Raw genomic sequence first — 24397 nt, forward strand, 5'->3', positions numbered from 1 at the left:
TCCTGACAGTTATCCAATATGGAACCCAAAATTAGAAAGAGTTACCGAGTCGTGCAAGAAACAGATACGGAGAAATTCGGTATATTTTCGCTCCTGCAGGACCGGTTGCGAGAACCGGCAACGGCTGTTTCCCGGCGAGTCCGGCTGCCTCGCAACGAGCAGCGGTTTCTTCGGAACAAGCGATGGCACCTGCCGGGTAGAACGGTTCGCATGTTAGCGCTTCACATGCATTCATGCAATGGAAAAGTACATGCGCTCAGGAAACGGGTGCGTACCTGCAGGGAAGGCCCTGCGGACAGGCGCCACGCCTTCGGCATAAAAAAGGTGAGATACGATTAAGCAGACATGATTCTCTGGCGATACATACTGCGCGCGCATATCGGACCGTTCTTCTTCTCGAACGCGATCATCATTTTCCTTTTCCTCCTGCAGTTCCTCATGAAACGTGCGGGCGACCTGGTGGGGAAGGGACTGAGCGTGTGGGTTATCCTCGAACTGATTTCCCTCAATCTCGCGTGGATGCTGGTGCTGAGCGTGCCGATGTCCGTTCTCGTCGCCTCGCTTATGGCCTTCGGAAAACTTTCAGCGGACAATGAGATCACCATCATGCGTGCGAGCGGCATGAGCCTGTACCGCATGGTCGCGCCCGTGATTCTCGCGACGATGGTGGTGACGGGCTCGCTGATATGGTTCAACAACTCGGTGCTGCCCGACGCCAACGTGCGGCTGCAGACACTGATGACGGACATCATCCGCATCAAGCCCACGCTGTCACTGCAGGCCGGCGTATTCACTTCCGAACATGACCTGCCGAATTACCGCATCCTCGTGCGGCGCACGTTCGAGAACAGCAACGACCTCGAAGGCGTGACCATCTACGATCTCAGCGATCCGGAAAACAGCATCGTCGTGACGGCCAGGCATGGCACCGTGAATTTCTCGCCGGATTACAGCAGCGTGATCATGGATCTGCGCGACGGCGAAATTCATCAGCTCGACAACAAGACCATGAAGAAATACCGCAAGCTGCGCTTCAAACGGCATCGTGTGAACATGCCCGCCAGCGGCTTCGGCTTTACCCGCAGCGATGCGTCCCGCACCCGGCGCGACGACCGTACGATGAGCGCGGGCATGATGCAGGCCATTGTCGATTCCATCGACACGCTGCGCAGCGGCAAGATCGAAACCATGGAGCTGCGGCTCACCGATCAGCTGCGCGCCTACATTGCCGGCACACCGAAGTATTATTCCGCAGCCCCCACCTTCATCCCGAAGCTCCCCGAGCAGGAGCTGCCTCCCGGTCGGCGCAGTCAGCTTGCTGCGGGACGCAGCACGCTTGCGAATAAGACAGTGCATGCCGGTGAAGCGGGAAAACGTTTTGACGCCCGGCCGGACAGCGCAGATTCTTTTGCCCGGGATCCTTCCGCGGGTTGGACGGAAAAACTGGCCCGTACGAAACGCGCCTCGCAGTCAGATCGCGCTGCTTCCTCAGATCGCGCTGCTCCGTCTGATCGCGCTGCGCCTTCCGATCGCGCTGCCCGGGTGGACAGTGCGGCGTGGGCCGACAGTCTGGCACTGGCAGACAGTGTGGCGCTGGCAAGGCGGGAGGAGGCGAAGGCGGATTCGGTCAATGCGGCATTCCGCGCACTGACGGATGCGCGGCAGCTGCAGGCCAAGGCCCTGGCGGAATTTTCCGGGGTGGAATTCGACGAGAAGCAGATCGACCGGTATCTCGTGGAGATTTACAAGAAATATTCCATTCCCGTCGCCTGTCTGGTGTTCGTGCTCATCGGCGCGCCGCTGGGCATGATGGCGCGGCGTGGAGGATTCGGGATGGGCGCCGGACTCAGTCTCGGCTTCTTCCTTTTCTACTGGGCCTGTCTGATCGGAGGAGAGAAGCTCGCCGACCGCGGTGAGCTGTCGCCTTTCATGGGCATGTGGATCGCGAATATGATACTCGGTGTCATGGGCATACTGCTGACCATCCGCAGCGCAAAAGAAGCGCGGGTGATCGACTGGTCCATCTTCACCCGATTTATCCCCAAAAGCCTGCGCGGCGGCGACACCGCCGGCACCAATCCGCACGAGAGCTGATGCGCAAACTCGACCGCTACGTAGCCTGGCAGTTTATCAAGACCGTGCTTTTCGCCATCCTGGCGTTCAGCCTGATCTTCATTCTCGTCGACATGATCGAGAATCTCGATGATTTCATCGACCAGAACGTGCCCACGCATATCATCCTTCTCTACTACGCATATTTCCTCCCACGGATCTTTTCGCTCATGGTGCCCGTGGCCATGCTGCTGGCGGCGCTGTTCGTCGTCGGCAAGCTGAGCAACAACAACGAGCTGACCATCATCAAATGCGCGGGGGTGAGCCTGTATCGATTCATGGTACCGCTGCTGGGGATCGGACTCGTCGTCAGCCTGATGATGCTGGGCTTCGACGGCTGGCTGGTGCCGCATATCAATGCGGCGCGGCTCGGACTCGAACGCGAATACCTGAAAAAACACCGTGAGCTCGGCACGCGCTACAACATGTTCTTCCAGGAAAGCGGCAACCGCATTCTCACCATGGAGTATTTCGATGAGGAAAACGGCACGGCACGCCGCGTGAAGCTGCAGCGCTTCGATGAAAAAGATCCGACGATACTCCTCCACCGCTTCGACGGGTCATACATGGACTGGAAGCCCGACAGCGCGGTGTGGGTGCTGCATGACGTCATCGAACGCGATTTCAGCGTCGACACCACGCTGCCTGTGCAGCAGCGGGAGCATGTGCGCGAATACGACAGCCTTTCGCTCGGACACCTGGTGATCACGCCCGACATCATTCTGCGCATGCAGCAGAAGCCGGAGGAAATGGGACTCGAGGATTTCCGCGATTATATCGACAGGCAAAAGCGCGCAGGGAGCGATATCGCCCGTCTCATGGTCGATTATCACGGGAAAATCGCTTTTCCTTTCGCGTCCATCATCGTCGTCTTCTTCGGCGTCCCTTTCGCCTCGGTCAAACGGCGCAGCGGACTTGCCGTGCAGTTCGGAATCAGCATTTTCCTTCTATTTATATACCTCGTCAGTCAGAAGCTCAGCCAGATCTTCGGCTACAACGGCAATATTCCACCCCTGCTTGCCGCGTGGCTGCCCAACCTCCTGTTTTTCCTCGCCGGATCCATCATCATGGCGCGTGTGCAGAAATAGCCCTTGAATTGCAACGGGTGAATTCAATAACTTGCAAGACTGCACCGGTGAGTTTTGAAAAAAGGACTGCACATGACACCACGGACTCTCAAGATTGCGCGTGAATTTCACTGGGAAATGGGGCATCGCCTGCCCTTTCACACCAGCGGCTGCGCCAACATTCACGGGCACTCCTATCGCATGATGGTTGAAATCGAAGGCAGCTGTGACGAAAACGGCATGATGATGGATTACGGGGAGATGAAACGTCTCGTCGCGCCGCTTGTCGATCGCTTCGATCACTGCTTTCTCTGCGACGAAGGCGATGAACTGATGAAGTCCTTTCTCGCCGGCACCCCCTTCAAACACGTCATCGTTCCCTTCACCACGACGGCGGAAAACCTCGTTTTCCACTTCCTGGATGAACTCTGGAACGTCTTTCAGCCTTTCCGGCAAGTAACCGGCCTGCGCCTGCGGCTGCAGGAAACGGAAATATCCTATGCGGAGGCGTCACGCACCCGCGAAGGCTAATTTCCTGTCATGCAATGTTTTACGGCGATCAGTGAAAAACTATTGCATGTTGGATATCCGTTTCATACCTTCACTTGTTGGTTTGGCAACTTCACTTAAAGTATTTTTTGAGGTCTGCAATGAAATTTTTCATCGACAGTGCAAACATTGATGAAATTCGTGAGGCTGCCAGTCTTGGAATTCTCGACGGAGTCACCACCAATCCATCGCTGGTTGCGAAAGAGGGAAAGAATTTCCGCCAGCTGCTCGACGAGATACTCGCAATCGTCAATGGTCCTGTCAGCGCCGAAGTCGTTTCCACCGATGCCGAAGGCATTCTGAAGGAAGCGCGCGAGCTTGCCGCCATTCATGCGAACATCGTCGTGAAGGTTCCGCTGATACGCGAAGGCCTGAAGGCCGTGCGGCAGCTGACCGACGAGGGCATCAAGACCAACGTCACCCTGTGTTTCTCTCCGACGCAGGCGCTGCTGGCCGCCAAGGCCGGTGCCACCTACATCTCGCCGTTCATCGGTCGCCTCGATGACATCAGTCAGGACGGAATGGAACTGATTCAGCAAATCGTCACCATATATCAGAATTACGATTATCGCACGGAAGTGCTCGCCGCGAGCATACGGCATCCTTTACATGTGCTGGATGCGGCCATGATCGGCGCCGACGTCGCGACAATTCCATTCAAAATCATCAACCAAATGTTCAAGCATCCGCTGACCGACAGTGGTCTCGAGCGTTTTCTTGACGACTGGAAGAACAACGAGACCAAGCTCGTTTGATTGATGTGTGCGGCGCGCTGACGTCGTCACGGTGAAGTCACCGTCATGGTGAAAGACAATGGAGAGGCACACGCCTCTGAGCCCGATCACAGTTTTCTTACATAATTTTCCGGCTGACTGAAATGAAGCAAACGGCATTTCATGACATTCATGTGCGGCTCGGCGCCAAGATGGTGGAGTTCGCAGGGTATCACATGCCCATACAGTATGAGGGCATCATTGCAGAACACAAACGCGTGCGCAGCACCGTCGGTGTGTTCGACGTCTCGCATATGGGCGAGTTCGAAGTGCGCGGGAGCGGCGCGTTCGATTTCGTGCAGCGCATGACGACCAACGACGTGAGCAAGCTCGCCGAAGGCGGCGTGCAGTATTCGACCATGTGCTATGAGAACGGCGGCATCGTCGATGATCTGCTCGTCTACCACTGCGGCGATTATCTGCAGCTCGTGGTCAACGCATCCAATCTCGAAAAGGATTTCAACTGGCTGCAGAGTCATCTCGAGGGCGACGTGCAGCTGATCGACAAGAGTGATGAGACAGCGCTTCTCGCCGTGCAGGGGCCCCGTTCGCTCGACGCCATGCGCAAGATCACGAACATCGACGTCGATGACATTCCATACTATAACTGGCGTCCCGCCCAGGTTGCGGGTATCGACTGCATGTTCTCCCGCACCGGGTACACCGGTGAGCTGGGCTGCGAAATTTACTTCCCCAACGACGCGCAGATGGCGGAGAAGCTATGGAACGCCGTGTTCGAGGCAGGTGCGGAATTTGACATTCAGCCTGTCGGACTCGGTGCGCGCGACACGCTGCGCCTCGAAGTCGGCTTCTGTCTTTATGGCAACGACATCGACGAGACCACCAATCCCCTCGAAGCCAAGCTGGGCTGGATCACCAAGCTGAAGAAGGGTGCCTTCATGGGAAGCGACGCCATCGCAAAAGCGAAGGAAGCCGGACTGAAGCGCAAGCTGGTCGGCATGACGCTTGAGGAGCGTGCCATCCCACGTCACGGCTATAGCATCGCCATCGACGGGGAAGTCTGCGGCAGCGTGACCAGCGGCACCATGTCGCCCATGCTCGAGAAAGGCATTGCCATGGGCTACGTGCCGACCGAGCACGCCGATCCCGGTACCCCGGTGTCCATCATGATTCGCAACAAGGCCGTTCCGGCCATCGTCACAAAAGTGCCATTCGTGGAGAAGCAATAGGCAAGGAGAAACGCACACATAGCGTACTGTGCCTGAAACTGCGTGAGACGCAAGAGTACAAATAGCGACACGTCGACGAAGTCGACACGCAGCAGGCAGGGACTGGATTCGAAGCGCAAGCTGGACATCATCGGACTCCTGATGATCGCCTCCGCCATGCTCATCCTCCTCGCACTGCTGTCTCATTCCCATTCCGATGAAACCGTGGCGGACATCGGCTTCGGGGATTTTCTGCGCCTGTTCGCGGGTGATCCGGAAATCCAGGCCCGCGCCGATACCACGGCGAACTGGCTCGGACTGTTCGGCGCCATCATCGCGAACTTCTTCATCAATATCACCTTCGGCTATTTCGCCATTGTCTTTCCCGTACTGCTGATGCTCTGGGGATGGTCCATTCTTCGTCGGCGCGATCTGAAGGCGCTCGCCTACTATACCAATTACGGGCTGGTGCTGGTCTTTCTGCTTTCCACCTTCCTGGGACTGGTGCGTCTCGTCTCGTGGATGCCAGAGCTCTCGGTTTCGTGGTCGGGGAATATCGGTGATTTCGTCGCCGGGCTCATTTCCCGTCTCATCGGAACCACGGGCGGCATCATCGTGATACTGACTACCACGGTCGTTCTTGCGGTGGTCGTCGTGGACTATGATATCCAGGCCACGCTTGACCGTTTCAGGCGCATGCTGTCATACCTGCTCGATCTGCTCTCCGGCAAGGCCGGTGCGCTGTCGGGGAAGGCCGGTTCGCTGCATTCCGCTTTCCGCGCGGAACGCGAAGCCGCGCTGGCGGCCTCCGGCAACGAACAGCTTTCGATCGACGATGCCGCTTCGACTGAGGAAGACGAAGAGCAGCCGAAGCGCAGGCCGCGCCGTACCCTGCGGAGGAAGGATCTCGACATCCCGCCTCCGCCGCCGACGGAAGTTTCCATTTCCCGTCAGCGCGAGGAAGAGCGCACGCCGCTGCGCACTCCCGCGCAGGATGCGGATGATGAGGTGACCCCGCGATCAAACGGTACCATCTCGCGCGATGCCATTGAAGGATTGAGCGGGATATTCGGTATGGGGAAGAAGGAAGAAAAAGCTGCGAAGAAAATGGAAAAGGATTCCGCTCCGAAGTCTTCGGCGAAGCCGCGCGGTGACGCCGACCGGCCCGTGGACAGCAGTAATGTCCAGGCCGATACAGCGACGGGGGCAGAAACGCAGTCTGCCGGGAGTGTGAACAACGCGGATACGGCGGCGGGAGAAGAGAGCCCTCCCGCGCCGTCCCTTTCCGAGGTCGTCGCCAACGAGCACGAACGCAAGGCCGTGCAGGCGGCTGTCGCGCGCAAGGTGTCCGTGGCAGCGGACGGCGGGGATATCGATTCGATGAACAAGCAGCTGGCCGAAACCTCGCTGCGCTACCATTTCCCGTCCCCCGATCTGCTCGACAGGCAGGAACGCGTCGAAACGGTCAGTGACGAAGAATTGCGTGTCAAGGCCGACCAGGTCAAGGAAAAGCTGGGCGTCTTCGGCATTGGGATCAAGAGTATCAGCGTGACACCGGGTCCCGTCGTCACCCTCTTCGAACTCGTGCCCGACTCGAGTGTGAAGATCAGCAAAATCGTTTCGCTGGCCGACGACCTGGCGCTGGCACTCGCCGCGAAAGGCATTCGCATCATCGCGCCGATTCCCGGCAAGAGTGCGGTAGGAATTGAGATTCCGAACAACAAGCCCGAGTTCGTGAATTTCCGCAGCGTGGTCAGCGCGAAAGAGTTCACGAAATCTGACGGTCATCTGACACTCGGACTCGGGAAATCGATTACCGGCGACGTCATGTGCGACGATCTTGCGAAGATGCCGCATCTGCTGATTGCCGGTGCGACCGGTTCGGGAAAGAGTGTCGGGATCAACGTCATGATCAACAGTCTGCTCTTCCGCATGAAGCCGCAGCAGGTGAAGTTCGTGATGATCGATCCGAAGAAAATCGAACTTGCGCAGTACCGCGGGCTGAACCGTCATTTCCTCGCCACCTGTCCCGACATCGACGAGGAAATCATCACCGATTCCGCCAACGCCGTTATCGTGCTGAAGAGTCTCGAACTGGAAATGGACATGCGCTACACCAAGCTGGCGAAAGCCGGTGTGCGTCATGTCGATGATTACAACGAGAAGGTTCGCAGCGGCAAGGTGCATGACAGTGAGACGCTCAAGCATTATCAGCTGCCGTACATCGTCGTCATCATCGACGAGCTGGCGGACCTGATGATCACCGCGGCGCGGGAAGTCGAAGAGCCCATCGCACGGCTGGCGCAGCTTGCGCGTGCTGTTGGGATTCATCTCGTACTCGCGACGCAGCGTCCCTCGGTCGACGTCATCACCGGAGTGATCAAGGCGAATTTCCCGGCGCGTGTGGCCTATCAGGTGGCGAGCCGCATCGATTCGCGCACCGTGCTCGACGGTCCCGGCGCCGATCAGCTTCTCGGCAATGGTGACATGCTGTACCTGCCGAGCGGGCAGCCCAAGCCCATGCGCATACAGAATGCGTATCTCTCCACCGACGAAGTGGAACGTGTCGTCGAATTCATCAGCGATCAGCGCGGGTATCAGCGTCCCTACTCGCTGCCGTCGGTACGCGCGCAGCAGAAGGGCAAGTCGCGGGAAGAAGAAATCGGCACGGATGACCTCATGTTCGAAGCCGCGCGTCTGGTGGTGCGGCATCAGCAGGGAAGTGTCTCACTGCTGCAGCGGCGCCTCAAAATCGGATACTCCCGTGCGGCGCGCATCGTCGACCAGCTTGAAATGGCGGGTATTGTCGGTCCCTACGACGGGAGCAAAGCCCGCATGGTCATGGTAGAAGACGAAGAGCAACTTGAAGACATTCTGCAAACGCTGTAAGGAGTATCCCATGAAAACCAGATATCTGCTCTTCGTCCCGCTTCTCCTGCTTCCGCTCATGGTGGCCTGGGCCATCGACGCGCGGGAAATAATAGAAAACGTGCAGGAGCGCTACGATGACATCGGCGACGCCGTGATCACGTTCACGCAGAGCGTGCGATTCAAAGTTTCGAAAGCCGAACAGTCCGTCGAAGGAACCCTCTATTTCAAGAAGCCCGGGAAATACCGCATTGAAACCGAGGAACGCACCGTGGTGACGGACGGCAAAACCTCGTGGTCATGGAACCCGCGCAACCGTCAGCTCATCGTGGATAATTACCGCGAAGCGACGCATTCGCTCTCGCCCGAGCAGCTGCTGCTCAATTATCCGAAGGATTATTATTCCACCTTGATTGGAGAGGAACAGCTCGGCGGACGCACGGTGTACGTGCTCAAGCTCACACCGAAAGAGGACAATGCCTTTGCGACCGCGATGAAGATCTGGGTCAGCAGCGACTGGCTGATCAGGCAGGTGGAAATCACCGACGTCAACAGCGCCGTGACCACATATCGCATCACCGGCATCAAGGTTGACACGAAAATAGATGACGCGAAATTCGCATATACCGTACCAGATAAAGCCGAGGTAATTGATCTGCGTTGATCGCAGTACCGCTTCATCACCGTACATTTGCCGTACTTGAGTCCTGTTCGTCACATGAAGCGCCGCATATCGTCATTAATACGTCATAAGGCGGAAAACAAGGTGTCAGATAATTGACATCGGGCGGTATGCCACCATCAAAATCGTTGTTATAAAAGAACTTATTCGTTGGCAAGGTTCTTGCATTTTACCGTCAGGATAGGCGTGCGCCCTACCGGTGCCCCTGTTTGTGAAAAATTTGTCAGAGTGGAAGTCACTGTTGATTGAAATGTATGCGCTTGGTATATTACAGACTTCCAAAAATTGCAGACGAATGAAGATTGATAGATTAAGCATGCACACACATTAACACATAAATCGGAGGTTCAAGGTAAAGAAGGAATCAAGAAAGAAAACCAGCTTAGCATTAACCACCAGTATGTCCACCGCGTTTAACATGTCAATCCCGACCAAATCATTAATCAACAGGAGTATTTTCGAATGAAGAGAACCCTAACTTTTCTGTCCGTCTTTGCACTCGTGCTGCTCTTCGGATCCAGCGCGAACGCTCAGATTCGTACAGTGAGGGGCGACTTCTTCAACATCGTACGCACGATCGAGCAGACTGCTGACTCCGTGACCTTCGTCGCGGATACGCTGACGTTTGCTGACAACAGCGGCAACATCAACGACTTCAACAACAACGACTCCGTTGCTGTTATGTTCGTTCAGAACCGCTTCAAGATCGTGAACAACATGCTTACGCAGACGTTGTTCGATTACATTCGCGTACGTGTGGCATCGTCCAGTCCCGGTATGACCCTCGCCCATCAGGGCTACAATGGTGTCATCACCAACACCCAGCTTCCCCCGTTGAACGAAGCTGCCACGTCTGGACGCGACCTGGGTATCCGCCCGGTCTACCGCAACGTTGGAGATATTGCGTCTTCGAGTCCCTTCAACAGCGATCCGGCTGCCATTCGCCAGATTCTTTCCTTCCGGATTCAGAATCCGACTGGAAACGGCGATGTCATCCAGATGCGCAACATTTTCTTCAAACCGAACATTAATAACCTGACTGGTCTGGCCGTTCCTCCGGACACGACCAAGGACACGCTTCGTGCCTATCTGCTCGATGGAAGCAGTGGCAATCCGAGTGCGTATGGAAATGTGATTCCGAGTGGACAGTTCTCTGGTGGTACTGACCTCGCAATCGTCCGACTTCTTCCGGGTACCTCCCGCCTTCTCGTGTGGGTGAGTGACTCCGCGCAGGCAGTCGATGCTGGTGAATATATTGGTTCCTTTGGTGACTACTCTCGTGGCCGTTACTTCCTCGGTGACGATGGTCTGCCCTTTGACGCGACGAACACCTCTCATCAGGCGTTCCGTCCGGGTCCGACCCGTACCCTCGGAATGACCACGGTTCAGAACCCCGATTACGGCATGATGGTTGACGGACTGCCTCCCGAGCGCAATCCTCTCCGTCTGTCGAATCTCTATCAGGCACTCGCACCTGCAGCTTACACGCAGGGCGCCTGGTACAATGCACTGAACCCGAATCCCGTGAACGGACTTATCCCGCCGTACCGCGCCGGTGAGTCCAATGTCGCCTCCAATCCGTATCAGCCGGGTCTTGTGTCCTCCGCGATTGACACCCTGCGTTTCCTTGACGCATATGGCAACCGCACCTGGGATCGCATGACGCAGCCGAAACTGAAGGCACTTGCTTACACAATTCAGAACGTCGCTCCGGAAGATCGTACGGTCTATCTGAAGGGCGCGACCGCCGCTGACGATACCCTTCGCCAGTTCGGTCAGATTGTCTACCGTCGTCTTGCGTACACGCATGCCGACGTTGGTGTCAATCCTGGTGGTGTTGAGGATTCCGTGCGTATCTACGCATACGCCGACATCCAGTACACCGATCCCGGTGGCATCTCCCGCAACATCGCCGCAGTTGGCGATACCTCCGGTGGTTTCCCGCGTGAATACCTCACCGGTATCATGCCGAACGCCGTGCGCGCCCAGGAAGCATATCTCGATATGCAGTCCGGCGTTGCAAACAATGGCCGTACCAACGGTTCCATGTGGTATCCCGATGGCAGCGACAGCAACCCGATGGGTTACCGCTTCCCGGTTGACCCGATGGGTGTCAACTCTCTCCCGCCGACCGGTTCCAAGATCGTCGTGCGCCCGAACATTCCGCGCGCCATCGACATCATGCCGACCGACCAGTGGAAGGGTACTGCTGACAACAACTACCTGCGTCTCGACATCCTCGTGGCCGACGGTTTCGGCAACACCGTGGATGACAACGAGAAGTTCAAGTTCGAACTCTCGCCGTTCGGCATGATGGCCAACGGACTCAAGTACCGTCTCAACGGTATCTTCGATTCGCTTGTCAACCCGATTTCCCCGATCGTCGTTACCGGTGGAAACATTGACTCCGGTCGCGTCTTTGTTGGTACCTCCAACCTCGGACGCAACAACCGCGTGTTCCGTGCCGCTTCCGGTAGCAACAACATTGGTCCCTATCGTATCCGTGTCCGTTCGACCTACGCGTTCAACGACCGCGGCAACGATGTGACCGATCCCAATAAGCTTGATGTCAATCCGGGTACCGGATTTGCACATGTCAACTTCATCCCCGACGGCTCGCCGAACAACAACTTCGGCATCTGGTTCGGACCTGGCACCGGTTACAATGCCAACCTTGGAAAGAAGGTTGGACAGACCACCGCCATGGACTCCACCGACGTCGTTTGGGACGGTGTGAACTGGACGTACTTCCAGGGCCGTCAGCCGCGCGTTGAGCTCGTGATTGGCCGTGACGAAGCGTTCGTCGTGGGTCGCGTCGGTAACTACCGCAACCCGATCTTCGACAAGCTGTATATCCGTCTGACCGACATCTTCGGCAACCCGATGGATATCGCACCGTACTTCTATCCCAACACCAACAAGGTGTTTGTCGAGCTTCCCGACAACCAGCAGTACTGGCCGGCCACGACCGGTGCCAAGCGTTTCTACGCTTCGGTTTCCGCGAACGTCGCCCTCAGTGGTGCCAATGGTCGTGACAACCCCGAGAACGTGACCGATCCCAACACCGGTTCGCTCCTCGAGGCCGAGCTCGTCAACGTGGCAGCCGGAACGGCACTGCCGGGCATCCCCGGTGACATTCCGGTCGCATACAACTACAACGCCGTGCGTTTCTTCCTGCGCGCCCCGCAGAACGTCACCAAGCTGAGCCTCGCCGGTACCGACGTGGTTCGCCTGCGTGCCCACCTGCAGCTGCAGACGATTCCTGGCGTTGGTGACTTCTCGATCCAGTCCGCGATCGGTGAAGTCAGTGTGATTCCTGACGTCGTCAGCACTGTCGAGATCTTCAAGTCCACTGGCAAGCCTGCCGGTGCGTCTGTTCCTCTTGGCAACTGGGGCCCGGGTACCGTGGCAGACCGCACTGCGGCTCTGTTCCCGACCGGAACTCCGGTGGATGCTGCCGAGTCCAACGAATTCTATAAGGGATACTTCTTCCGTTCGACCGGCGCCGATGTGCCGCCCTCGACCGCGCAGGACTTCCCCTCCGTCTTTGAGCCGATGGGTTATTCTGACCAGGGTATCGGTAGCTTCCAGGCCAGCGGCGTTGATCTCGATCACGACGCGACCGCTCCGATCCCGATGGATACTATTGTTGTCTCCGAGCACAACAAGCAGGTCCGTATCGTCGCTCGTCTCCTTGACCGCTTCCAGAACCCCGTCGGCGGACGCCTGACGAAGTTCTTTGTCGAGAGCGAGACCGTGCCCGTCACTCCGCCGAAGACCCAGCTCCAGAGCACGACCCAGCGTGGTGGCTTTGGTGAGTTTGGTCAGGTCTTCATTACTGATGATACGCTGAAGCGTTCCACCATCGGTGACACCGCCCAGGCAGGCTGGGTCTCCGCATACTTCGTCTCCGGTCGCGTTGGCTGGCAGATCGTTCGTATCGCGATGACTCCGGATACGCTGGCATTTGATCTCACCGACAAGGGCCGCAACCTCGGCGAAGGTACTGCCGTTGGTCCCAGCATGCGTGGTTTCGCACCTCGCGTCATCATCCCGATCTACCAGAAGTCTGACACGACCGTGCGCGTGGAGATCTTCCCGTACACCGCTGCGGCGACCTCCCCGATTCCGCTTCCGGTCGACCTCGTGAAGCTGCAGGTTCTTGAGCATCACTCGGTTTACGCAGACGCTGGTGCTTCCTTTGGACAGATCAACAACTATGCGCCGAAGTTCCACGCATATTCCGCCAACCCGCTTGCGCAGGAAGATCGTGCGACGCACTTCAATGTTGTTGCAAACACCAATATCCGTCCGTACATCCCGGATACCCTTGGCCTGACGGTCAACGATCCGACGAATGTGGACGCAGTCACTGCCGGCCGTACCGTCACGCTTCTCGTGCGCGAATATGACCGCTTTGGCAACCTCGTTGACAACTTCACCGAGTTTGAAGATACCGCCCGTGTCCGCTTCCGTATGTGGGGCGAGAACTGGTCCGCACCGCCTCAGCCGTACACGGCAGGTGGAGCCGGAACCATTGCTCCTGCACTCGACTGGACGCGTGACGAGTACGGCCCGATGCGTAAGGCCCGCTATCGTCACACCAAGGTTGGTAACCTCGTCTCTGGTGTCCATATCAACCAGACCTCCTTCTTCAACGCTCTTGAGCTTCCGACGCCGAAGCTGGCGAATGCCACGATGTTCATCGAAGCCACTGCCACGGCAGTTCTGCCGGGTCAGGGACCGACGAACATTCATCGTGACACCGTCAAGGTCGTCTCGGTTCTCAAGGACCCGACCCGCTTTGACATCCTTCGTGCCGGTCAGGACTTCGCGGCCCTCGGCCCGGGTCTCGGTACTGTTGGACTCTTTGAGCTTCAGGGACCGCCTGAGGATCGTCTCCCGAGCACGGTCCGTAACATCGGTCTGCCCCCGGGTGCCGACGTTAACCAGCACGGCCTCACCGACCAGGGTGTCGATAACATCCTGATCTCCCAGGTCTACAAGCGTAACGTCAGTCCGAAGCCTGTCGGTAAGTATGAAGTCGTCAACGACGACAACGTGCCTCTTGACAAGGATGGCGATCCTCTGTACACCGCTACGGGCGACGTCAATCCTGATTTCGAGCGCGATCCGCACTCGGGTCTCCCCGTGTTCGTCAAGCTCGACGCATATAACAACCTCAATCCGCAGACCTCGCCGAACGATCGCTACAACGACCTGAACAATGGCGGCAGCCAGTACACTGTGCCGTCTGGTGCACGTCGTGACGGTACGATCTTCGACATCACCATTGCTGGTGGTGGCGACGGCATCGGTACCGGTGGTGTCACTCAGAACTGGGATCCGCAGGGCAACCAGTACGACGATCGTCGTCCTGTCCTCATGCGCGTCACCCCGGTCTGGGAAAATGATCCCCCGATGGGCGGCAACGCCTATGTGGTCGCCGGTCAGAGCCGTGAATACGGCCGTCTGTATGCGGATACCATTTACACCTATACCGGTACGCTCTCCCCGCTGAAGACTGGTGCAACCCGCGCCGAACTCATGGGTACCCGTACTGACCTTGGCGAGCCTGGCTTCTACAAGCCGACTGGCGAAGGCGACCGCATCACGCGTGTCAGCATCGGCGCATGGCAGCCGAGTGACTACTTCCGTGCCGGTCTCCCGCACCGTCCGGTTAATGGCCAGCTCCCGCCGCTGAACACCTTCCGTACCCGCTTCGGCGTTGGTATGAGTGGTGGTTCCACGGCAACTGGTGATGTCTTTGGTGACTTCAACCGTCGCGTTGCTCTGCTTGGTAGCGCCTTCGGTCGTGAAATCAGCGTCGCTGGCAACAGCAGCCTGACCTTCGCACCGGGTGCCTTCCTGCGCATCGTTGACTCCACCGCCGAGCAGGTCGTTGACCTCCGCGTCGTTGACCCGACGCTGCAGGATATGGCCGGCAACACCGTGGACGATACGCTGAGCTATGACCATGCGAAGATGACGGTTGTCCGTCGTTCCAATCGCCTCAATCCCTTCAATCCCCTGTTCCATCTCGATGACACGTACTATGACCTGAACATCGCAGATATCCAGGGTCCGAACCTGAACGTCGATCGTATCGGCGAACTTCCGCTGCAGCGCACCAACCGTGCAACCCACGGTCTCATGGCCGCCGCTGTCCGCCAGTTCTTCGGTCCGGCGCGTTACAGCCGTCTGCGTCACACCTTCGTGGTCGTGCCGTATCGTATCGCCTATACCTCGATCTTCCCGTCGAGCTATGACATCACGGCGAATACGTTTGACAAGTCGACTCTCCCGGTTGGTATCCTTCCGGTCCAGGCCGACATCGACACGCTTCCGCGCGTGAGCCCGATGTTCTACGCCGATCCGTATGGAACGCCGATCAACGAGTTCGAAATCTTCTCCCGTCTCTATGGACAGATCGCACACGGTGCGACGACCGACCAGATCCCGAACAACGTGGGTACCCCGTACGCACGTCCTGACACCATCTTCCGCGATGAGTGGTACACCTATGCAGTCACTCCGTATGACCGCTATGGTAACCTCAACATGCGTGACACGATGTATGTCAATCTTGGTACGCGTCACACCACGTGGGAATTCACCAACGTTTCCGCCATGGGCGCCTCCGGTAACCTGGAGATCGCTGGTGGTGGCCGTTACTTCTCGGCCAAGCCTGTCGGCTTCCCGCAGAACACGAACCTCCGTCAGGATTCGCTGATTCTGTATAACCTGTCGCTGGTCAGTGCCGGTAACCGTAACGACTTCGTTGGAATGAAGCCGGATGACAAGCGTCTCGGAACAGCAGTCGGTGATCGTGCCGGTGTTGCCATCCGCGACGGTATCCTCCCCGCGAACGCGATTGCAGTTCGCCCTGTGAACATCAAGAAGCCGTTTGCACCTGGTGCATTTACGCTGAGTGCCCCGACTCTGCAGAACACCGCACTGTTCCGTATGGATCACACCGGTAACTGCACGGATACCAGCGGCCAGGCCGTTGACGGTACCGCGATGGACATGCTGCGCCTCCAGTGGGGTGAAGCAACGTGGAGCGATCCTGCATACAACAACCCCAATGACACCATTCGCTACGAGTGGTATGGAATCATCGACAGTGTCGGTACGATGGGCAACAAGACTCTGACCGTCAGCATCCTTGCGGATGACGAAGGCCGGAAGCCGTCGCTCACTCTCTCCGGTGACAAGGTCCGCGAACTGCTGTTCCGCCCGAACATGCTTCCGCAGCCGAACCAGGATTCCCTGGTGATGCGCGTGAAGTGGTTCGTCCGCGCCTTCAGCAAGATCGCCGGTCTCGAAACCTACTCCGACACCGCTGGTGTCTCCGTCCGCAATACCCCGAACTCCCCGGTCACGCCTCCGCTTGTGATCTCCATCAATCGTCTCCCGGACAATCCGCCGACGGCTGTCCAGCCGCCTGACGGTGGTACCGAGTTCGTTGATGGTACCGCACCGCTGTCCGTGCTGTGGAGTGCCGCCAGTGATATCAACAACCGCAAGGGCGATGACCTTGACGGTGCACCGAATCCTGCCGGCGATCCCGGACCGTTCATGGTCTACAACCCGACGACCCGCGTTTGGGAACTTGATCCCGCACGTACGATTGACACACTGTCCTACCAGTTTGTCGGTCGCGTCGTGAGCACCTTCCCTGTGGGCAAGGGCGCACCGATCGGCACGATGCTCGTCATCAACGCCGGTGCCTCCACGGGTATCCAGATCCCGACGACCGATCTCGACGCTCTGTTTGCCGGATTCTCTTCGGATCCTGCCAGCACCAGCGCCGACTCCGTCAAGATCGAATGGTTCGTGTACACGAAGGACTTCAACGTCAACGACGATCTGCCTCTCGAGCAGGTTGAGTTCCCGTTTGTGCCTGGTATCCATGTGAATCCGGATTCCACGGCCCTCAACGGTGACACCAGCCGTTGGAGCCCGACCAGCTGTCAGCCGCACTGGATCGTGAGTGGTCCCTTCCGTCTCAACCTCACCAAGCTGAAAGGCGGCGGTGTTGAGATTGATCCGATCGCTGGTGATCCCGACATCAACGCAAAGGTTGGTGAGGAAGTGTGCTTCACGCTGACGGCACGCGACGAGAATGGTAACATCATCCGTGACTGGGATTCCCCCAGCCAGAACAACCCGGCAACCGAACTCACGCTCAATGGTTCCTTCGCGAACACTGACACGAGCACGGTCAGCTGGAATGCGGATCCGGACGGCTACACGTACGCCCTGATTTCGCAGGATGGTACTGCTCTCACGCAGATCAACGATTCGACCTGGTCAATTCCGGCCTCCGCATTTACGGATGGCGTCGCCACTATCTGCCTGGTTCACACCAAGTCGGACAAGGGCGTCACCATCGAGGTCAGCCCGGTCGTTGCTAACCTGAATCAGACCTCAGCGACGATGAACTTCGACGCTGATGAAATCACCAACTACCTGGTCGATCTTACCGGTGCGCCGAACGAGACTGACGACGACGTCTATCTCCTCCGCCGCTATGAGATCGTGGTGTCGCCGCGTGACCGCTTCCTCAACGTTGTTGATGGCGAGACGATCCGCACCGACTTCACGGCTCGCTTCCCGGGTGAGTTCGATCAGAACCAGCCTGGCCTCTCCGACATCTTCGCCGGTTCCGTCTTTATCAAGGGCACGACGAATTACTTCCTCGCGTCCCGGATCAAGCGTCTCGACGCAGACATGGATGAGCGCCAGTGGGTCGAAGCATATGCTTCGAGCGATAACATGATCAAGGGTCGTACGAATCCGTACCAGGTCCTTAACCACGCCCCGTATGAGTTCGCTCTGCAGGAGCCGGCAGACAACACTGAGCTTAAGCTTCAGGCAGCTGCCATCCAGCAGGAATTCAACTGGGTCAAGGCCTCCCCGCAGGATCCGTACAATAACATCCAGGTGTCGCGCTTTAACATCAATGATGTTCAGTCCGACGTCGTCACCTACAAGATCAAGTTCCTCGACGGTGTCTCCCTGACCCGTGCACAGGTCTTTGAATCTGACGACAACGGTATGGAAGCGACGTTCACGAGCAATCACGGACAGCTTGCTGGCCTGATCGACGTGATCTCTGGTATCCCGACGACCAAGGAACTCGAAATTGTGTGGTACGTTGAGGCAACGGACGGACTGTATATCACGAAGTCCACCCCGCCGACCAACGACCCGCGTGACGGTTTCCATCTCAAACTGGTGAAGGAAGGCATCCTGGATATCAATCCTGGTGTCGCCCCGGCGAGCTACTCGCTTGGCCAGAACTACCCGAACCCCTTCAACCCGACTACGACGATCAGCTATGACATGTCGAAGTCCGGTCAGGTTAACCTGGAAGTCTATGACCTCCTCGGTAACAAGATCAAGACTCTCGTCAATGACAACATGGCTGCTGGCTCGTACCAGGTTATGTGGGATGCCACCAACGATATGGGTGTGCAGGTGCCTTCGGGCAACTACCTCATCAAGATGGTTGCTGGCGACTTCGTCAAGACTCGCAAGATGACTCTGATGAAGTAATCGGTTAGGGAAGGTTTCACCTCCCGACTAAGTGTCCCGTCCCATTGCTTCGGCAGTGGGACGGGACGCTTTTTTTTTCTCCCCACTCTGATATATTGCGCAGTATGGATATTGCTGACCGTATTGCCGCTCTTATTAATATTCCCTCCATCACAGGCGACGAAGCTGCCGTCCTGGAATACCTCGAGACAGTACTCATGGATATGGGGCTCCCCGTGCATCGCGAAGCAGTCTCGGAAAGGCGGTGGAACCTCTATGCAGGCTGGGAGGACGCAATGCCTGTCGTCTTCTGTACCCATGTCGATACCGTCCCGCCGTTCTTTCCCGCCAGTGTTGCTGAAGGACGCGTGATCGGACGCGGTGCCTGCGATACCAAGGGCATCATGACAGCCATGCTTGAAGCCGGCAGGCGGCTTATCGCGGAAGGGGCACGTCCCTCATACCTCTTCGTCGTCGGAGAGGAGACCGACAGCGTGGGCGCGAAAACTGCGGCAGCCTCTGGACGCCCTGCACGCGCAATTGTCGTCGGCGAGCCAACGGATAATCATCTCGCGACGGGACACAAGGGCGTGCTCAGCTATACGTTGAAAACGCATGGCGTCGCGTCACACTCTGCCTATCCTGAAAGAGGTTCCTCGGCAGTGCATCTTCTGCTCGATCTGGTACAGCAGATACGGGAAAAGGACTGGGGGCACAGTGCTGTTCTCGGCGATGCGACACTCAATATCGGCCAGATAAATGGTGGGATCGCCATGAATACCTTCGCACCTGAAGCGGAGGCCAGCTTTATGCATCGCATCGTGGATAACGCACAGCAGCGCAGGGAAGAACTGCTGACGCTCGTCGGTGACCGGGCTGAAATCACCTTCCATTCGGTATCCGAGCCACAACTGCTCACCACGGTAGAAGGATTTGAGCAGAAAGCGGTGAACTTCGGGACGGACATCCCGTACCTGACCGCTATGGCACCGTGTCTGCTCCTGGGACCAGGCTCCGTGCACGATGCACATACCGACCATGAATCCATCTCCATCGAGGAAGTCGGCGAAGCGGTGGACCTGTACATCAGATTGTATCACGCGCTGTCAGCGACGGATTGACGCTTGTGAATCGGTATGGTGCAGGACGGAAAAGGAATTTGTTTGATCAACGCATGACAGGAACATGAAAGACCGACCGCGCATTGCACTCATCGGCTACGGCCGTATGGGTCGGGTTATTCACGACATTCTCAGGGAGAGGAGCTGGCCGGATCCGATGATCATCGACCCCGGTGTGAAGGACGCCGTCTCGTCAGTCGAAGAAGCGGACCTGAGTTCTGTTGACGTTTGCGTTGAGTTCACGGAACCATCGCAGGCAACAGACAATATTCTCACGGTGCTGCGAAAGGATGGCGTTGTGGTGACAGGGAGTACGGGCTGGCAGGATCGCAGCGAGGAAGTTCGCGCGGCAGCACAGCAGAGCAAGGGAGCCGTATTGCACGCGAGCAATTTTTCACTCGGCGTCGCCGTCTTCAACGCCGTCATCGCGCATGCTGCGGAACTGATCGGTCGCTTTCCGCAATACGATGTCAGCCTGCATGAGACCCATCATCGCGGGAAAAAGGATGTCCCCAGCGGAACCGCTGTCATGCTTGCCGACAGTATTGTACGTATGCATGCAGGCAAGGGACGAAGTGCGATGCTGCCCGAGGAGGGTCCCTACGCGGAGGACACGCTGTATATCAGTGCGGCACGTACCGGGACCGTTTTCGGTGAGCACACAGTGACCATCGACAGTGCTGCGGATCAGCTGCAATTTACGCATCGCGCGAAAACCCGCAGGGGCTTCGCGGAAGGAGCGCTGACCGCCGCGCAATGGCTAGCCGGAAAACAAGGATATTACACCCTGGAGGATATGCTCGATGAAATCTTTGCGTCTTAAAGGAGTGGGCACCGCTCTCGTTACCCCGTTTACGCCGGACAATCAGCTTGACATTGAAGCCATACAGCGGTTGGCACGCAGGCAGATTGAAGCGGGTGTCGACATGCTTGTTCCGTGCGGAACGACCGGCGAAGCCGTCACGCTGAGCGCTGCGGAGTACGAACAGGTGCTGCGTTCCGTCGTTGAGGCTACGGAGCAGCGCGTTCCCGTCATCGCCGGAGCAGGGTCCAATTCGACGGAAAAAACGATCGAAACCGCAAAGCAGGCAGCCTCCTGCGGAGTGGACGCCCTGCTTGTTGTCGGACCGTATTACAACAAGCCGACGGCGGAAGGGTATTACCAGCATTTCCGGGCTGTCGCGAAAGCGGTGGATCTTCCCATCGTCATGTACAACGTGCCGGGCAGGACAGGCGGCAATATTGACGCGGCGACGCAGCTGCGCATCGCGGAAATCGAGAACGTGGTTGCCGTCAAGGAGGCCAGCGGCAATCTCGCGCAGCAGTACCAAGTGCTTCGCGCACGGCCCGAAGGTTTCGCCGTGCTCTCCGGCGACGATAATCTCGTGCTGCCGCAGATCGCTGCGGGACTCGACGGTGTGATCTCCGTCGCTTCGAATGAAGTGCCCGAGGAGTTTGCGCGCATGGTGCATTATGCGATGGATGGGGATTTCGACTCCGCACGTGTCCTGCACTACCGCCTGCTCGATCTGCTTGACGGGAATTTCATGGAGTCGAGTCCGATTCCCGTGAAAACCGCCATGGCGATGATGGGACTGTGTTCGGATGTGCTGCGTTTGCCGATGGTGCCACTGCGGGAAGAGAACATTTCCAGATTGCGTGATATCCTTGTCGCACTTGATCTCGTCAGGGAGTGAAATCACTCAGGATTCCACAGCGACTGAAAAAGGGCGACCTGATCGGAGTGATTTCTCCATCGAGTCCTTCCCGTTACCCCGAGCGCATCACGCGGGGCATTACCTACCTGATGTCGCAGGGATTTTACGTGCGTCTCGGCATGAGTGTGGAAACGCAGGATGGGTATCTCGCCGGGTCTGACGCGCTTCGTGCACAGGATATTCATGAGATGTTTGAGGATGAACGCGTCGGAGCGATTCTCTGTACGCGCGGGGGATACGGAGCGGGACGCCTGCTCGACCATCTCGATTACGACCTCATTCGTGCGCATCCGAAGATTCTGGTGGGCTTCAGCGATGTCACGGCGCTGTCCATGGCCATTATTGCGCGAAGCGGATTGCTGAGCTTTCACGGTCCGATGGTCGCCGCGGAATTCGGCGTCGGTCCCACGGAAATCGCGGAACTTGCGTTCTGGAGCATGCTCATGGATAGAAGGACGCAGCGTGAACTCGCTTTCGGTGGGGAGGAGGCACTCGTCGAAGGTACTGCGGAAGGCATGCTCATTGGCGGAAATCTTGCAGTCTATGCAAGCATGATCGGCAGTCCCTACCTCCCGGATCCGAGTGGCTGTATTCTCTTTCTCGAAGATGTCGGTGAGAACGTCTACCGCCTCGATCGCATGCTGCTGCAGCTCAAGCATGCCGGAGTGCTCAACGCTGTTGCCGGAGTGGTACTGGGCAGTTTCACCGCCATCCCTGAAGATGAGCCGAACCGTGAACTCATCACCGTTCTGCGCGAATATCTGCTTCCCCTCCAGGTGCCCGTGATGACCGGTTTCCCCTTCGGTCACATTCCTGACAAAGTCACCCTGCCATTGGGAGCGCAGGTGACTCTCGATACAGCAAAACGACAGCTCACCGTGCGGCAAGCTGTCGTTTCCTGACATTCAGAATACATACGGTCGCTACCCATGTGCCCCTGACTGTGCACGCCGCTTTTTCCGTTTCCACGCGAGATGCACGAGCAGGCAGAGAAAGAGGAAAAGCCCGACCATCAATGCCCTGGCGCCCCAGATGTAGGGCACGTCGGCTTCAGCAACAGGATTTCCCGTCGGTGTCTTGTTGAGCATGAGGATGTCCCACGCATCCTGATAGAACCACACGCCCATGATAATCAGCAGGTAGAGCGGGGTAACATATTTGATGACGTATTTGAAGAAATGCGGGACGCGAATGTCTGCGCCGGCATTGATCTCCTCCCAGGCGCGATCGATTTTGAACACCCAGGCAAAGAGAATGATTTCGATGGTTGCGAAGACGACGAGTCCAAACGTGCCAGTCCAGTAGTCCATCTCATCGAGGAAGCCGTGACCGAGGAAAAACACGACAGGCTGCACGCAGATGATGACGAGTGCCGCGAGGGAAATCACGGCCCGGCGATGCGTCATGCCGAACTGGTTTTTCATGAAGGCAACGATGGGCTGTCCCATGGCCACCGACGAGGTGATACCGGCGACGAAGAGGAGGAGGAACCAGAGCGCCCCGAAGAGCTGTCCCAACGGGATCTTCCCGAAAATGACTGGCATGGAAACGAAGCCGAGATCGAAGGCACCGCCGGAAGCGATGACCTTTGTCATATCGAGACCGAAGAAGGCGACAGCAACAGGGATGGCGATACTTCCACCGAGCACCACTTCCACAAATTCATTCGTCGCGGCTGTGGTCAGTCCGCTCAGTGCGATGTCATCCTTCGGACGCAGATAGCTGGCGTAGGCGTGAATGGTGCCCATCCCCACGCTGAGGGTGAAGAAAATCTGTCCCGCAGCTGCGATCCACACACTGGCTTTCCCGAGTTCACTGAAGTTCGGCTGCCAAATGTAGGAAAGCCCGTTGGCGATACTGTTTTCCGGCATGGAGGGGTCAGGCACGCCGAGCGTGAAAACGCGAATAAGCAGGATGATTGCGAAGACAAAGAGCATCGGCATGGCGAACTTCGCCAGTTTCTCGATGCCGGCGCTGAGGCCTTTCCACAGTACGAAGAAATTCACCATGAAGGTGAAGAGCATGAGGCCGTATGCTGGCCACACCGATGTGAAATGCGCACCGTCCTCGAGTCCCTGATAACTCGAGAGAAAACCGCGCATGGCATCGAGCGTATCCTCACCGTGATAGAGTCCGGTCATGCTGAAAATGCTGTATCCCAGCGTCCATGACTCGATATACGTGTAGTAGATGAGGATGACCATGGAGATGAGCAGTCCCATGACCCCGAGGTATTTCGCGATCGGGTTATTCCAGAGCACGTCGAACATGCCCGGGGCGCTGCCGTGACCATATTTCCCTCCATGCCTGCCGATACCCCATTCCACCCACATCAGGGGTATCCCGAGCAGGAGGAAGGCGATGAAATACGGGATCATGAAGGCGCCGCCGCCGTTTGATGCGGCCTGCACGGGGAAGCGCAGGAAATTTCCGAGTCCGATGGCATTACCTGCCACGGCCAGGATCAATCCGAAACGCGACCCCCATTGCTCTTTTTCCTGGGACATAAATTGACCTTTGCGAGTGACGGAGACTGCAGCTATCCCTTGTCTGTGCGAAGGAATGTATCTGAATATTGAAAAAAGCTAAGAAAATGCAGGTGCTTTTCCAATGTCAGGGCAGCGGAACAGGGCAACTTTTTATGCCCCGCGCCGTACATGGAAACGATGCGTCTCAGGGAGACGTTTGTAACTGTACCGGTTACGCGCATGAAATGCTTGTGGGAGCCCCCTTCTGCGGTGCTGTACTGCAGCTGAAATTCTGCGCCGTTCCCGGATATTCACAACACAGGATCA

13 protein-coding genes are annotated in these 24397 nt (G+C 57.3%); 12 read left to right on the plus strand and 1 reads right to left on the minus strand.

Translation table 11 applies throughout. From position 1 onward, the window contains the following. Positions 1-345: 345 nt before the first annotated feature. From KQI65_08920 to KQI65_08975, 12 genes are all read left to right on the plus strand, one after another. A complete protein-coding gene (locus KQI65_08920; GenBank protein ID MCB2204860.1) occupies positions 346-2094 on the plus strand; it encodes an LptF/LptG family permease in 1749 nt (582 codons plus the stop codon). After that, positions 2094-3200, plus strand: coding sequence for an LPS export ABC transporter permease LptG (gene lptG / locus KQI65_08925; GenBank protein MCB2204861.1), 1107 nt, complete (start codon positions 2094-2096; stop codon positions 3198-3200). Before KQI65_08920 ends, lptG begins: the two co-directional genes overlap by 1 nt. A gap of 72 nt (positions 3201-3272) precedes the next feature. Further along, a complete protein-coding gene (locus KQI65_08930) occupies positions 3273-3710 on the plus strand; it encodes a 6-carboxytetrahydropterin synthase (GenBank protein MCB2204862.1) in 438 nt (145 codons plus the stop codon). Positions 3711-3829: 119 nt separating this feature from the next. Next, positions 3830-4483, plus strand: coding sequence for a fructose-6-phosphate aldolase (fsa, locus tag KQI65_08935; protein MCB2204863.1), 654 nt, complete (start codon positions 3830-3832; stop codon positions 4481-4483). Between the two features lie 122 nt (positions 4484-4605). Continuing rightward, positions 4606-5691, plus strand: a complete 1086-nt coding sequence (gene gcvT / locus KQI65_08940) for a glycine cleavage system aminomethyltransferase GcvT (protein ID MCB2204864.1) — start codon at positions 4606-4608, stop codon at positions 5689-5691. Between the two features lie 42 nt (positions 5692-5733). Further along, the gene (locus KQI65_08945) at positions 5734-8559 is read left to right on the plus strand and encodes a DNA translocase FtsK 4TM domain-containing protein (GenBank protein MCB2204865.1); all 2826 of its coding nucleotides are present in this window, start codon (positions 5734-5736) and stop codon (positions 8557-8559) included. Positions 8560-8569: 10 nt separating this feature from the next. Then, entirely contained in the window at positions 8570-9202 is a 633-nt protein-coding gene (lolA, locus tag KQI65_08950; protein ID MCB2204866.1) for an outer membrane lipoprotein chaperone LolA, read from the plus strand. 480 nt (positions 9203-9682) lie between these two features. Next, entirely contained in the window at positions 9683-18784 is a 9102-nt protein-coding gene (locus KQI65_08955) for a T9SS type A sorting domain-containing protein (protein MCB2204867.1), read from the plus strand. 104 nt (positions 18785-18888) lie between these two features. Beyond that, the gene (locus KQI65_08960) at positions 18889-19884 is read left to right on the plus strand and encodes a M20/M25/M40 family metallo-hydrolase (GenBank protein ID MCB2204868.1); all 996 of its coding nucleotides are present in this window, start codon (positions 18889-18891) and stop codon (positions 19882-19884) included. 64 nt (positions 19885-19948) lie between these two features. Further along, positions 19949-20707 carry a 4-hydroxy-tetrahydrodipicolinate reductase gene (gene dapB, locus KQI65_08965; GenBank protein ID MCB2204869.1) on the plus strand — a complete coding sequence of 253 codons (759 nt, stop codon included), beginning with the start codon at positions 19949-19951 and terminating at the stop codon, positions 20705-20707. Further along, positions 20688-21581 (plus strand): 4-hydroxy-tetrahydrodipicolinate synthase, encoded by an 894-nt coding sequence (dapA, locus tag KQI65_08970; GenBank protein ID MCB2204870.1) that lies wholly within the window; start codon positions 20688-20690, stop codon positions 21579-21581. The genes dapB and dapA overlap by 20 nt, the downstream gene beginning before the upstream one ends. Next, a complete protein-coding gene (locus KQI65_08975; GenBank protein ID MCB2204871.1) occupies positions 21578-22504 on the plus strand; it encodes an LD-carboxypeptidase in 927 nt (308 codons plus the stop codon). The genes dapA and KQI65_08975 overlap by 4 nt, the downstream gene beginning before the upstream one ends. A gap of 21 nt (positions 22505-22525) precedes the next feature. Here the strand turns inward: KQI65_08975 and KQI65_08980 are convergent, their stop codons facing one another. Beyond that, complete coding sequence (locus KQI65_08980) at positions 22526-24109, minus strand: sodium-dependent transporter (protein MCB2204872.1); 1584 nt, start codon at positions 24107-24109, stop codon at positions 22526-22528. Between the last annotated feature and the right edge of the window lie 288 nt (positions 24110-24397).

The organism is bacterium, from assembly GCA_020444325.1.
Taxonomy (GTDB): Bacteria; Bacteroidota; Ignavibacteria; order SZUA-365; family SZUA-365; genus BM516.

What these genes read in the sequence shown, in the direction of transcription:
- dapA (MCB2204870.1), top strand. Translation starts at nt 20,688, where the DNA reads ATGAAATCTTTGCGTCTTAAAGGAGTGGGCACCGCTCTCGTTACCCCG.
- KQI65_08920 (MCB2204860.1), top strand. Translation starts at nt 346, where the DNA reads ATGATTCTCTGGCGATACATACTGCGCGCGCATATCGGACCGTTCTTC.
- lptG (MCB2204861.1), top strand. Translation starts at nt 2,094, where the DNA reads ATGCGCAAACTCGACCGCTACGTAGCCTGGCAGTTTATCAAGACCGTG.
- fsa (MCB2204863.1), top strand. Translation starts at nt 3,830, where the DNA reads ATGAAATTTTTCATCGACAGTGCAAACATTGATGAAATTCGTGAGGCT.
- KQI65_08955 (MCB2204867.1), top strand. Translation starts at nt 9,683, where the DNA reads ATGAAGAGAACCCTAACTTTTCTGTCCGTCTTTGCACTCGTGCTGCTC.
- dapB (MCB2204869.1), top strand. Translation starts at nt 19,949, where the DNA reads ATGAAAGACCGACCGCGCATTGCACTCATCGGCTACGGCCGTATGGGT.
- gcvT (MCB2204864.1), top strand. Translation starts at nt 4,606, where the DNA reads ATGAAGCAAACGGCATTTCATGACATTCATGTGCGGCTCGGCGCCAAG.
- KQI65_08980 (MCB2204872.1), bottom strand. Translation starts at nt 24,109, where the DNA reads ATGTCCCAGGAAAAAGAGCAATGGGGGTCGCGTTTCGGATTGATCCTG.
- KQI65_08960 (MCB2204868.1), top strand. Translation starts at nt 18,889, where the DNA reads ATGGATATTGCTGACCGTATTGCCGCTCTTATTAATATTCCCTCCATC.
- lolA (MCB2204866.1), top strand. Translation starts at nt 8,570, where the DNA reads ATGAAAACCAGATATCTGCTCTTCGTCCCGCTTCTCCTGCTTCCGCTC.
- KQI65_08930 (MCB2204862.1), top strand. Translation starts at nt 3,273, where the DNA reads ATGACACCACGGACTCTCAAGATTGCGCGTGAATTTCACTGGGAAATG.